Source organism: Methanoregula sp. (assembly GCF_049686655.1).
GTDB lineage: Archaea > Halobacteriota > Methanomicrobia > Methanomicrobiales > Methanospirillaceae > Methanoregula.
Window position 1 is genome coordinate 1 of record NZ_JBAVIG010000041.1, and the last position, 12397, is coordinate 12397.

A 12397-nucleotide genomic window follows, 5' to 3' on the forward strand; every position below is an offset into this window, starting at 1 on the left:
GTAGAAAACCTAATAATCGCTGATGCTCTTTTGGGCTTTGCCCCCGCCGCTATGGCATCTCCCGGTTGCGATGACGATGTTTTACCTGCCATTTGACCCGGGTTATCGCACTGCGCCCCGTCCGCCGCGGGGGACTGGTGGCACAAGAGGGGGGTATCGTCTCTTCGAAAAAAATGATTTCTACAGAGCAAAAAAATATAAAATCACTCATTGCCCCACCGTGCCTCGGAGAGGCCCTGAGGTGGGAGCCCTCCAGAATATCATGAGTTATCATAATACCCCGGTAGGTGTGGGGGATTTTTTTGATTGGGGGCAAAAGTTACCCGAAAAAATTTTCAGGACATTCGTACCAGACCGCAAAAGAATGACGCTTAAGTCTATTGCTAACCATGCACTGAATAGGAATAATATGATGCCATAACGCACAGGAAGTACCCGGACCCTTCCCCCGGGAAATCAATACATTCATCTGCGATCAAAGGAAATTTCGTCATGAGAATATGCAGATCAAATTCCTTATTCTGGTTCTTGCTGTTGCTTTCCTGTGTATCCCCGCAGTTCTTGCCGAGGATACGTCTACGTGGACTTCGTACGGCCAGAGCGCTCTCCTTGCCGGGAACTATGCCAGTGCGATCACGGATTTCAATAATGCCCTTGCACTGGATATGAATTATGTGCCTGCACTCACTGGCAAGGCCATGGCACTCAATGCCATGGGGCAGTACGATTCCGCGCTTATTACCGCGAACCAGTCACTTTCGTTCGTATCCCGGAACGCGGATGCCCTGAATGCCAAGGCGTACGCCCTCTTCGAGCTGGGGCGTTACAATGAATCCGTTGATGAATATAATACCCTGTTCACCCTGCAGGTGAACCATGCAGATGCCTATTGCAACCAGGGAGCTGCTTACATGATGCTGAACGACTCCGGCGGGGCTGTCGAATCCTACACCAGCTGCACGTCGCTCGATCCCGGGAATTTCATGTCCTGGGATTATCTGGGGCTGGCCTACACGGGACTCGGGGACTATCCCGACGCCCTCTCGGCATTTAACCAGGGAACCGGCATCACGATAAAGAATGCGACCCTCTGGAACGACAAGGGAAAAATACTCGTATTAATGGGAAGACCGGCCGATGCCCTGCAGAGTTTTGACAAAGCGCTGGGAATCGATCCTAATTTTGCCGATGCCCAGGCAAACCATGACAGTCTCTATGGTACGCTTCAGATTGTCAATATCACCGGCACGGTCACCCCCACGGTGACGATCAGCCGGATCGGGACGTTCTATACCACGGTAATTCCTACGGAACCCGTTGTGTTACCGGTCAGCACACCTTCAACCCCGGCCGGTGAACAGACATCCCCGGTACCGGCAACCACCGTAACCGTTGCGAAGAAGACCACGTATTCGCCGCTCTCACCTTTCGCCGTGCTCTGTGCAGTGATAGCAGCGGGTGCTATAATGATACCGGGAAGAAGGCAGAAAAAATAGACCGGAACACTTTTTTTTAAAACCTGAACTGCGATTGATCTTTTATGGTCAGACCCTTGCCGAAAACCGGTATTTTTTATAAGATTCTGACAGGTAATTGACATGATTCTTGTTTCAATTTTTTTATTCATTCTCGCCGGCCTGTTTGAGATCGGCGGGGGATATCTCATATGGATCTGGCTGAGGGAAGGCAGGGGTGTTGAATATGCCGTACTCGGTGCAATCCTGCTCGTGCTGTATGGGATCATCCCCACATTACAGACGGCAAATTTCGGCAGGGTATATGCAGCGTACGGCGGGGTTTTTATTGTGCTCGCACTGCTCTGGGGCTGGCAGATCGATGGTGTTACACCGGACAGGTTTGATGTCATCGGTGCCGGAATCGCACTCATCGGCGTATTCGTCATCATGTACTGGCCGCGGTGATCCGGTCAGATGATTTTTAGTAACGGTAACCTTGGGAATTGAATCGGGATTCGTGGAGCAATGATGCATATGGGTAAGTACACGATACAACCCCATGGGGGGGGTTTCGCGTAAGACCTCACAATGAACAGGCTCAGGTTCAGGGACGAAAGAATGTGCTATTCCCGGGCACCTGTAAAATTTCAATTGACGTATTCTGAAAATGTTCGATTGGGATTTTACTCTAAAAATTTCTTCATTTTTTTAAAACAGCGCATGTTTAAGAGTACTTTTGCATAATTCCCCGGTACACGTCAACCGCTTTTTCCAGTCCATCGATCCTGACGCGCTCGTTGACCGCGTGGAGAGTGGAGATCTCACCGGGGCCGTATTCGATCACCCGGAACCCCTCCCTGCGCAGGTGCCGGGCATCGCTTGCAGCCCACTGGACAATAGGAAAGACCGGACCTCCCCGGACCCGTTCCACTTCCCCGCAGGCAACCGTGACGAGCGGGCTTGCGGGGTCCGTGCTTGACGGGACATGGGTTTCATTGACGGTGACTCTGGCATGCGGGGCATGGGCCCGGATATCGGCCAGAAGATCCGGGATGGAGCAACCGAACGGGACACGCATCTCGAGATCCAGTTCGCAGTGCTGGGCGACCACGTTAGATTTCTCACCGCCACGGATCACGCCCGGATTGTAGGTGAGTCTCGTGAGAACATCGCGGATACCGCTGATTTGGAATTCCTGTTCCAGTACGCCGGATGATTGTTCAAGGATGTTTTTCATCACGGGATCTACCGGGAATACCCGGTTATGCAGGGTCTTCATGTACTCTAAGAAGGACATCGCTTCCATGATGGCACTCATACCGACTACCGGGTAGAGCGATCCATGGGCCGGGGTGCCCTTGAATACGAGGCTGATCCGGCAGAGCCCTTTCTGACCTATACTGGGATGATGGGAAGGGGTCGGCTCAGCAATCAGGCAGTCGCACGGGGTAATTTTGCGGTGGGTGAGAAGGTAGCGGATCCCGTTCTCCCCCCCGGTCTCCTCATCACAGACAAATGCAAGACTGGCGGGTATCTCCGTTCCGGCATCCGCGAGGTCACGGCATGCAGCAAGGATCGCTGCGCAGCCGCCTTTCATATCCGTTGAACCCCGGCCCCAGACAAACGTGTCGTTGATGAGACCGGAGAACGGCGGATGTGTCCAGCCATCAGGAAGCGCCGGCACCACATCTACATGACCGCAGAAGAGAAGCCGTGCACCTTCCCTGGCTGATACCAGGTTTGCAAAGCCATTCCCGTTCCCGCACACTTCCGACGGTGCACCGATTCCTGAAAGGAAGTTCCTGATGTATTCAACAGCATCATCCGTTGTCCCGGGCGGGTTTTCACTGCGTATGGCCACAAGGTCTGAACAGATCCGTCTGACGTGCATGGGGAACTCCGGTAAACGCTCATGACTTCAAACAATAGTCTGAAAAGAGACGCCCGAGGGATGCATCGTCGTACAGGCTTTTCAGGAACTCGGTATCGAAGAACTCATCGATGATCGCATAGAAGAAATCGGCCGGCAAAGGCTTTTTGCTGTCGGGATCGGGGACGATCCGGAAACTCCGGTAGCTGGCCGGGTCCTCAGTATCGTAGATCATCTGCCAGAGTGATGGCAGTACCGAGAATTTCTTCGGGTGGTTCTCGCGCAGCCAGTTGACAAAGCCCGGAAATTTTACCCGGTCACCTTTCTTCTCCTCATCAATGCGCCAGCGCAGGTACTCTCCGCCCATGATGTTTTTCGGTGAGGCAAAATTATATGCATAGATCCCCGCGGTGTAATCGATATGGGCAAGGGAATCGATGAAGTAGAAATAGAGCACCTTGTTGAATCCTCCCGTGTCCTGGAGCATGAGGGATTTTCCATAGAGGTAATCGAGGACCGTGAGGTATTCATTCTCTTCAGGCATATGGACAGGTTCGTGCAGGCATGGTAAATATATTGCCGTTCCGGTTGGCAGGTCAAAAAAAACAGGGTATGTGGCCGGAGTAACTTAATGGTAAAACGGCTCGCGGGCGGCAACGGCCTGCCGGAACAGGTCTTCGAGTTCTTCCCCGTGCCTGCCACGTATGTCGATATGGTTGTCCGTCCTCATGAGACAGGGCTTGAGTTTACCATCGGAGGTGACGCGGAGACGGTTGCAGAAAGCACAGAACTCGGTGTTGTGGACCGGCCGGACTACTTCGACCTCGGCCCCGTCAAGACAGTATTTTTTCCGGTGATGCATCCGCCGTGTCACGATCTGCGTTGACCGCAATGCAAGTCCCTGTTCGAGCCCGTTAAGATCGCCATGGTGCTCGCAGTTATTGAAGTTCATCAGCTCGATCAGCTGGAGGACGAGGTCCCGCTTTCCCCGGACATAGGCAAGAAAATCATCCACTTCGTGCTCATTGATGCCTTCGAGGACGACCATGTTAAGCTTGACCGGTGTCAGTCCTGCCTCCCGCGCCGCTGATATTCCTTCAAGTACTGCGGGCAGCTTGTCAACACCGGTGATCTTCCGGTAGGTATCGCGGTCCAGGCTGTCGAGGCTTACGTTCACCCTCTTCAGTCCTGCGGCCTTGAGATCGCGTGCGAGACCCGCAAGGAGCGTCCCGTTTGTTGTCAGTGAGGATTCCATCCCTCTTGGCACCGATCGTACGATCTCAAGGAGGTCCGGGCGGAGGAGCGGTTCGCCACCGGTAAACTTCACGCTTTTGATCCCGAACTTTGATGAAACGGCTAGGATCTCGGCAATTTCAGGTGTTGACAACTGCTCTTTTGATCCCTTTTCGCCTTCCCGGTGGCAGTAGATGCACGCAAGGTTGCACTGCTTCGTGAGGCTGATCCGGATATTGCTGACTGGGCGGTTGAAGGCGTCCCTGAGAACCATAAGCGACCTGCTTACCCGTTGAAATTCTTCGCCACTATGTAGAGTTCCGTGCTTCCCTTGCGGGTCGATCTGGTCATCATGGTCTTCACAGAATAGAAATGCTCCTTGGTCATCGCATAGAGCTCGGGGAAATCGGTGCCCTGGAAGGACTTGACGGCAAAGTTGCCTCCCTGCTTGAGGACCCTGCAGGCAAACATCAGCGCCTGTTCGTTCAGTTCGATGATCCGGGCCTGGTCATAGGTCTTGTGGCCGGAGAGTTTGGGGGCCGCGTCGCAGACCACGACACTGACCACATCGAGCAGGGATTTTACTTCGGCGAGAATATCCGGGTCATTGAGATCGCCGGCGATCGTTTCCACACCATCGAGATCTGCAATGGGATTGAGATCAATGCCCAGCACGCGACCGTCCGTCAGCGTCCGCTCCACCTGGAGCCAGCTGCCCGGGGCGGCCCCGAGGTCGACCACGTTGTCATCCGGCCGGATGATGGCGAATTTATTCTGGATCTCGAGCAGCTTGTAGGCTGCCCTTGAGCGGTAGCCTTCCTGTTTGGCCCGCATGTATGTCTTGTCATATCCCCACTGTGAACCCATTGTATAGTAAAACTCCCGGATTGTCGCGTTAAACCCAAAACGCTATAATTAAAGTATGACGATATACTGTATAAGACAGTTTGTTAAGGGGTAAGCGATGTTAAAAGCTACGATTGATGCAGACATATTCCGGGAAGCGATTGAAGCGATCTCAGCCCTCATTCCTGAGTGCCGCCTGCATACGGATGAGTCCGGGATCTCAACGCGGGCCGTGGACACGGCGAACGTGGCGATGATCGCCCTCACGCTCAAAAAGGAAGCATTCGATACATACAAGGCGACCACGAGCCAGCTCGGAATCGACCTGATGAAGATGAAGAACATCTTCGGCATGGCCGGGAAGGGTGACCTGATCAGCATAGAGATGGCGGACAATGCCCAGAAGATGTCCATATCAGTCCACGGCTACCATTACTCGATCACGCTCCTTGACACCAACACCATACGGAAGGACCCGAACCCGCCGACCATCAACCTCCCGGGCAAGATCGTGATCAAGGGCGAGGATCTCAACAACGCGATGAAGGCAGCAGCCGTGATCTCGGACAAGATTGCCCTTGGGATCAACCTGAAAGACCAGACATTCTACCTCGTTGCCGAAGGGGATACCGATCATATCCGGCGTGAGTTCTCGAAAGACGAGCTGGTATCGCTCACCCCGGTTGAGGCACGCTCGCTCTTCTCCCTCGATTACCTCAAGGACATGGGTAAGGTCATGAGCAAGGCCGCGGAAGTCGAGATCTTCCTTGGCATCGACCACCCGGTCCGGTTTTCCTTTGATATTGCCGGTGGAAACGGGCATGTCGAGTACCTCCTCGCACCCCGGATCGAGGCTGACTGATGGTATATTCCCCATCGGCAAAGGAACTTTCACATTTTCCCTTTTTAAAAAAAGCCCAGGACCATGTCAAGGGCCGGTTTTCTTCACTCGATTCCCTGTTAAAGGACAAGAAAGGCGAAGCGCTGGTCGAACGTGCCCTTGCCCGGATCCAGGACGCGATTACCCCGAGAAAAACCTTCACTCCGGAGGTGAGCGGTTCCACAGAGGATGAGATCGCCGGTTATGCCCTTGCCCGGGTCGTGGTTTCGTGCGTGAACGACCGGCAGCTGATCGACCGGCTCACCCGGTATGAATCCGAGCGTGCGTATTTTTTTCTCGTGAACGAAGAGGACTGGAACCAGAACTACCGGCAGGAAGAGGGCGAATACTCCCGGCTCTGCGTGGCCCTTGCTGAAGAGCTCGGCATCCGGATCACGCTGGACCGGATGCCGTTTGCCGATTATGTGGAGCTCGTTGCCCCGCTCCACGATGACCGGTTCCACCTGGTCAACCGCAGGGTGGAGAACAGTTTTGTAGCGATCAAAAAGGAGGAGCGGTACGAGCTGGTCCGGGAACGGATCCGGCTCATGCTGCGCAGGGATCTGCCACACAAGGTCCCGTCATCGCTCTGCGAACAGCTGGCACCCCGCGTGACGCTGCTGAAAAAAGCGTACCAGGAACAGATGCTCCAGCAGTTCGGATCGATCGAGGAGAGCGCATTCCCACCCTGCATGCAGGCCCTGATCACGGCACTCACTGCCGGAACGAACCTGACACATGCCGGCAGGTTCTCGCTTACCACATTCCTCCATACGATTGGCATGAATGTAAACGGTATCGCGGAACTGTATGCCCGGTCACCGGATTTCGATGCCGAGCGCACTATGTACCAGGTAGAGCACATCACCGGGAGAGGAGGATCGGGCACCGAGTATAATACACCTGCCTGTGCAGCAATGCGCACTACCGGTATCTGTGTGCACCGGGACGTCCTCTGCGAAAAGGTGAGCCATCCCCTGAGTTATTACAAGGCAAAAAAGCGGGACCAGGCCGGGAAATTTTCAAAACAGGGAGCCGTGACGGGGAAAGAAAAAGGGAAACAGGGTGAAGAAAAACCGCCCGTCCCGCCTACGTGATCTTTTCGTTAACGAGATATCCCGCACCGGACAGGAATACGATAAATATCCCGATTGCGGTGAGATACGCATAGCTTGCCACGTTCTGGAGGGACTGGGCAAAGATCTGGGCAAAGACCCCGGGCAGCACGGCAAGCAGTACTACGAGTATCAGGAATCCACTTACACCGATGATCACATCAAGAAGTCGCGCGTCCATCCATCACAAGTATGTCCCTAGGAAATATAGGTTTATCCGGGCACTGCAGGATCCTGCATTGTACTTTAGCAGAACGACACACGGTTCCGCACGTGTAGCACCAAAAGACAGATTAATATCGCCCCGTCCTCCACTGGTACGATAATGGATCCGGTTCAGGAACGAAATGAGGTACTGGCCCAGCTTACCCGGGTAGTGGACCTGCTCGGGCAATCCATGCATGACCGGCTCATTCCTCCAGGGGGGGCACAGGTCGGGTACGCGATCCGGGGCGCACGGGACAAGAGTGGGGTGGCTGCAGTTGACGGACGAATCACCACTGCAGAGGGAAAACCCGTTATCGGAGGCCCCTGTTCATTTGGCTGCGATGAAGAGATTGCGCGTGCCATTGTTACGGTTATGAGGTTCGATCCCCGCAGGAGAAGCGCGGCGCTGATCCGGTTCTCCGACAGGGTACTGCAGGTCCTGGAAGATGACCTCTTCCTGGAATGCGCGTCCTACGATCCAAAAAAGGCCCCCGCCGGCATAAGCACCATGGACTGGAGCGTTGCATCCTGCTGCAGGAAGGAAGTCCCCGACGTAATTTATCCCGGAGGGAATCCCGGTGAGGATGCACAGATACTCATTCTGGGCGAAGATACGAACGACGTTGCAAACAATATTATTATCTGCTCAAACCGCATTTAACGTATAGAATTCTTGAGGAATCATTCATGGGAATCAAACCGTCATATATCAAGACAATCGGAACAGAACTCCTGAAACAGCAGCGGGATTACTTTTCGGGCAGCTTCGATGAGAACAAGGTGCAGTTAGGCGCATCCGCAGTCATCGGGAGCAAGCGTGTCCGGAACCGTATCGCCGGGTACATTACAAGAAAAATAAATACCAAAAGACGCTCATAACCCTATTCATGTTCGAAGGTGTCCTTCCGGCAATCATTACCCCTTTTAAAAGAAACCCTTCGATGAGCCTGGATGTTCCGGGCCTCGAACGCAACATCGGTTTCCTTCTCTCCCGTGGCATCCATGGGATTGTGCCCTGCGGTTCGACCGGCGAATCGGCTACTCTCACGTTCGAGGAACATGAGAAGGTCATAGAAGTCACGGTCGGGAAGATCAATGGCAAGATCCCCGTGCTTGCCGGCACGGGTTCCAACAACACTGCCGAGGCAGTGCGCCTGACGAAGGCGGCGAAGGACATCGGTGCGGACGGCGTGCTCGTGATCAGTCCGTACTACAATAAGCCGAACCGGTCAGGTCTTGTCAAGCATTACGAGAGACTTGCGGACCTCGATATACCGGTGGTTATGTATAATGTCCCGGGAAGGACCGGCCAGAACATGGAGCCGGACCTTATTGCAGAACTGGCGCAGCACCCCAATATCGTGGGCGTCAAGGAAGCGAGCGGCAATATCGGGCAGATCTCCCGGATCATCGAAGAGACCCAGGACGAGGACTTTGCGGTTATCTCCGGCGATGACAACATTACCCTCCCGATCCTTGCACTCGGGGGGTCCGGCGTGATCTCGGTGGCGGCGAATGTCGACCCGGCCCGGATGGTGGCCCTGTACGATGCGGTTAGACATGGGGATTACCAGAAGGCACTGGTGCTTCATTACGCGATGTCGCCGCTCTTCCGTTCCATGTTTATCGATACGAACCCGATCCCGGTCAAGAAAGCCGTTGAGCTGGCGGGACTTGCCGGCGGGCCGGTACGGCTGCCGCTCGATGAACTGGATGCAAAAAAGACTGAGCAGCTCAGGAAGATCATTGCTACCATTCCTGCAAAAGCAATGCCAAAACCAAAAGTACCAGCAAAAGTACCTGCAAAAAAATCGGTTAGAACAGCATCCCGTACAACGCGGGAAGCTGGCATACGGAAGACCCGGTGAACCAGTCATGAAGAAAAAAGTCATTGTATGCGGGGCCTCCGGCCGCATGGGCCAGACAATCGGGCGGATGGTCTATGAGTCTTCCGACCTTGAACTGGTTGGCGGGATCAACCTCAGGCCCAGCACATTCTTTGGCGTTGAGATCGTTGAGACCAGGAATGCCGAGGATCTCCTGAAAAGGACAAAGGCAGACGTGCTGATCGATTTCACGATTGCCAGTGCTGCTGTAGAAAATGTGAAGATGGCAGCCCGGAATAATGTTGCACTTGTTGTCGGGACCACCGGGTTTACACCGGAACAGCGTGCCGTTATGGAAACGGCGATCCACGGTCATGTGCCGGCAGTCATCTCCAGTAACTTTTCCGTTGGCGTCAACATCTTCTGGCAGCTCGTACGGGAATCCGCGAAGCTCCTCAGGGACTATGATATCGAGGTGATTGAAGCGCACCACCGGAACAAGAAGGACGCACCAAGTGGTACAGCAAAAACAATTCTCCAGATCATAGATGAGGAAGCCGGTACCCGGGAGAAGACGTACGGCCGTGAAGGGATGACCGAGCGGAAGAACGAGATCGGCGTCCACGTGATCCGTGGCGGGGATATCGTAGGCGATCACACGGTCATGTTCTCGAAGAATTTCGAGACGATCGAACTCTCACACCGGGCCTATGACCGGTCGGTCTTTGCCAGCGGGGCCCTTCACGCGGCCCGCTGGGTTGTCGGCAGGAAGCCCGGCATCTATGGCATGAGCGACGTGCTTGGGCTGAAGAAGTAATTTTTTTGGATTTTTCGGCTCTGTTGAAACCCTTAGCCGGTTATGTAAATACTGTTTCGTGGAAGGTAAGTCCCCATCTGAATTCGAAGGAGTTTCACGAGAATGCTCTGAAAATGTGAGCATACCCACCCCCTGTGGGGGTCGCTCGGCCGCCTCGTCGGGCGCCCTCGCTGAGCAAGAAGGTTAATCGGAAAACATGTGTGCCGGAATGGGGTCAAGGGGTGCTCCCGTTGGGCTGCCTCCCCCTCTGGGGGAAGAGGGGGTCACCCTCATAACTACCACAGAGGATTCCCAAACTACTTTAGATTGAGGATTTCAACAGAGCCGATTTTTCGATATTTCATCGATTATAGCCAGTATTTTGTGCGTTTCTCAACGTCCCGGATCCTGATGCATAAGAATTACCTGTTGTCGCATCCGGAGTTCCTGCGTATCTTCTTCACATTACCCAATCCATTCCAGACGTGGATCATACCCGGATACCGGTAGCCTTTTCAATGACGTTCAGCCTTACGATTCCGTGGCATAATAGTAACCCTTTTTTTACCAATAAAATAAACATATTTACTGGAGTGAACGAGTTGGTAGCAGTCGTTGACAACGATAAGTGTACCGGATGTGAAACCTGCGTGAGCGAATGTCCTGCGTCGGCAATCGCCATGGAGAATGACAAGGCAAAGATTGACAAGGATATGTGCGTTGACTGCCAGACCTGTGTTGACGTCTGCCCCTCAGAAGCAATCCACATGGAATAAGCCGGATGAACGGGTTTTTTCAATTATATTTTTGGGTTTCACAAGGGATTACATCTCCCCGGGACACAGGTATCGCCCTTTGTTTTTGTCACCCTGCCAGGCGTAGCATTTTACCTGGTATGTATTTTCCCCGTTACGTGGTAACCAGGATTCCGGCGTTTGGGAAAATTGTAAAAAACAACGTTTTTATCATCAGAAGTAATATGGGACTTTACAACCCGCCATTATAATCGAAACGGGGATAAGACATACAGGACCTGACACCATGATCAATGTTGGAGTGCTCGGTGCAACGGGTGCGGTAGGTCAGCGATTTGTTGAACTTTTAGCAGATCATCCGTGGTTCAAACTTACAACGCTTGCCGCTTCCGAACGCAGTGCGGGAAAACCGTACGGATCGATTGTCAAATGGCGTCTCGATACGCCTTTTCCGGAGAATATCGGAAAACTCAAGGTCGTTCCCACATCGCCGAAAGCGATGAAGGGGGTCGATCTGGTATTTTCCGCCCTTCCGGCAGAGATCGCTACTGCTACTGAGACCGAATTTGCGGACGCGGGTATCGCGGTCTGCAGTAATGCCAGTTCCCACCGCATGGAACCCACCATTCCTCTCGTAGTACCTGAGGTGAACCCCGAACACCTGGCCCTGATCGATGTCCAGCGGGACAAGGGGCGGGACGGGTTCATAGTCACCAACCCGAACTGCTCCACCATCATGATGGTAACGGCACTTGCACCCCTGCGCCAATTCAAATTCTCGGACATCCGGGTCGCAACCATGCAGGCGATCTCCGGTGCCGGGTTTGAAGGCGTGGCGGCAATGGCAATCTATGACAATGTCATTCCCTACATTGGTAAGGAAGAGGAGAAGATGGAGACCGAAACCCTCAAGATTATGGGAACGTTCAAGGGGGGCAAGGTCCAGAACGCACCGTATCGCGTAAGCGCAAGTTGTCACCGTGTCCCGGTTATTGACGGCCACACGATGGCGGTCTGGGTGGATATCAAAGAACCCGTAGACAACCTCAAAAAAGCATACCGGGATTATAAACCCCCGATCAAGGGTCTCCCGACACAGCCGGCGGAGTCTGTTCACTTTTTCGATGAGGACTACCCGGACCGGCCCCAGCCGCGTCTCGATCGGATGCGGGGCAAAGGGATGACGGTCTCGGTCGGTCGCCTCCGCGAGGGTGTCCGCTTCATTGCTATGGGTCACAACACGATCCGCGGCGCCGCAGGCGCAAGTGTACTGAACGCAGAACTGATCTCAAAAAAGAAGTATCTCTAAGTGGGGAACCTATGCAGCAGATGAAAGAGAACACAGTATTCGTAGGAAATAAGCCGGTCATGAACTACGTCCTTGCCGTAGTCACGCAGTTCAACAATGGCGC

At 53.7% G+C, this 12397-nt stretch carries 15 protein-coding genes and 1 pseudogene; 11 read left to right on the forward strand and 5 right to left on the reverse strand.

Annotation, left to right across the window (positions count from 1 at the left end; genetic code table 11):
- Positions 1–500: 500 nt before the first annotated feature.
- Both WBL42_RS04725 and WBL42_RS04730 read left to right on the forward strand, forming a co-directional pair.
- Positions 501–1496 carry a tetratricopeptide repeat protein gene (locus tag WBL42_RS04725; RefSeq protein ID WP_424720115.1) on the forward strand — a complete coding sequence of 332 codons (996 nt, stop codon included), beginning with the start codon at positions 501–503 and terminating at the stop codon, positions 1494–1496.
- 102 nt (positions 1497–1598) lie between these two features.
- On the forward strand, positions 1599–1922 hold the full coding sequence (locus tag WBL42_RS04730) for a YnfA family protein (protein ID WP_424720116.1): 324 nt from the start codon (positions 1599–1601) through the stop codon (positions 1920–1922).
- Positions 1923–2181: 259 nt separating this feature from the next.
- On the opposite strand, the gene WBL42_RS04735 is transcribed toward WBL42_RS04730, so the two are convergent.
- The 4 genes from WBL42_RS04735 to WBL42_RS04750 all read right to left on the reverse strand — a co-directional run bounded on the left by WBL42_RS04735 (position 2182) and on the right by WBL42_RS04750 (position 5427).
- On the reverse strand, positions 2182–3348 hold the full coding sequence (locus WBL42_RS04735; protein WP_424720117.1) for a M20/M25/M40 family metallo-hydrolase: 1167 nt from the start codon (positions 3346–3348) through the stop codon (positions 2182–2184).
- 19 nt (positions 3349–3367) lie between these two features.
- Positions 3368–3871: a hypothetical protein gene (locus WBL42_RS04740; RefSeq protein WP_424720118.1), complete on the reverse strand. Its 504-nt coding sequence runs from the start codon at positions 3869–3871 to the stop codon at positions 3368–3370.
- Between the two features lie 84 nt (positions 3872–3955).
- Positions 3956–4834, reverse strand: coding sequence for a GTP 3',8-cyclase MoaA (gene moaA, locus WBL42_RS04745; RefSeq protein ID WP_424720119.1), 879 nt, complete (start codon positions 4832–4834; stop codon positions 3956–3958).
- An 11-nt stretch (positions 4835–4845) separates the two neighbouring features.
- Entirely contained in the window at positions 4846–5427 is a 582-nt protein-coding gene (locus WBL42_RS04750) for an SAM-dependent methyltransferase (RefSeq protein WP_424720120.1), read from the reverse strand.
- 97 nt (positions 5428–5524) lie between these two features.
- Here WBL42_RS04750 and WBL42_RS04755 point away from each other — a divergent pair, with 97 nt between their 5' ends.
- Together WBL42_RS04755 and priL are read left to right on the forward strand one after the other, a co-directional pair.
- A complete protein-coding gene (locus WBL42_RS04755; RefSeq protein WP_424720121.1) occupies positions 5525–6268 on the forward strand; it encodes a DNA polymerase sliding clamp in 744 nt (247 codons plus the stop codon).
- Positions 6268–7383, forward strand: coding sequence for a DNA primase regulatory subunit PriL (gene priL / locus WBL42_RS04760; RefSeq protein ID WP_424720122.1), 1116 nt, complete (start codon positions 6268–6270; stop codon positions 7381–7383). The genes WBL42_RS04755 and priL overlap by 1 nt, the downstream gene beginning before the upstream one ends.
- On the opposite strand, the gene WBL42_RS04765 is transcribed toward priL, so the two are convergent.
- Complete coding sequence (locus tag WBL42_RS04765) at positions 7376–7582, reverse strand: hypothetical protein (RefSeq protein ID WP_424720123.1); 207 nt, start codon at positions 7580–7582, stop codon at positions 7376–7378. The two genes, priL and WBL42_RS04765, sit on opposite strands and share 8 nt — an antisense overlap.
- A gap of 144 nt (positions 7583–7726) precedes the next feature.
- On the opposite strand from WBL42_RS04765, the gene WBL42_RS04770 reads away from it, so the two are divergent.
- The 7 genes and pseudogenes from WBL42_RS04770 to WBL42_RS04800 all read left to right on the forward strand — a co-directional run.
- Positions 7727–8269 carry a thiamine-phosphate synthase family protein gene (locus tag WBL42_RS04770; RefSeq protein WP_424720124.1) on the forward strand — a complete coding sequence of 181 codons (543 nt, stop codon included), beginning with the start codon at positions 7727–7729 and terminating at the stop codon, positions 8267–8269.
- Between the two features lie 26 nt (positions 8270–8295).
- Entirely contained in the window at positions 8296–8487 is a 192-nt protein-coding gene (locus tag WBL42_RS04775) for a 30S ribosomal protein S17e (protein ID WP_424720125.1), read from the forward strand.
- A gap of 8 nt (positions 8488–8495) precedes the next feature.
- Entirely contained in the window at positions 8496–9476 is a 981-nt protein-coding gene (dapA, locus tag WBL42_RS04780; protein WP_424720126.1) for a 4-hydroxy-tetrahydrodipicolinate synthase, read from the forward strand.
- A gap of 7 nt (positions 9477–9483) precedes the next feature.
- Positions 9484–10251, forward strand: a complete 768-nt coding sequence (dapB, locus tag WBL42_RS04785) for a 4-hydroxy-tetrahydrodipicolinate reductase (protein ID WP_424720127.1) — start codon at positions 9484–9486, stop codon at positions 10249–10251.
- 581 nt (positions 10252–10832) lie between these two features.
- Positions 10833–11006, forward strand: coding sequence for an indolepyruvate ferredoxin oxidoreductase subunit alpha (locus tag WBL42_RS04790; protein WP_424028142.1), 174 nt, complete (start codon positions 10833–10835; stop codon positions 11004–11006).
- A gap of 265 nt (positions 11007–11271) precedes the next feature.
- Entirely contained in the window at positions 11272–12294 is a 1023-nt protein-coding gene (asd, locus tag WBL42_RS04795) for an aspartate-semialdehyde dehydrogenase (RefSeq protein ID WP_424720128.1), read from the forward strand.
- A 20-nt stretch (positions 12295–12314) separates the two neighbouring features.
- Positions 12315–12397, forward strand: a pseudogene (locus WBL42_RS04800) (RNA-binding protein); the annotation flags it as partial.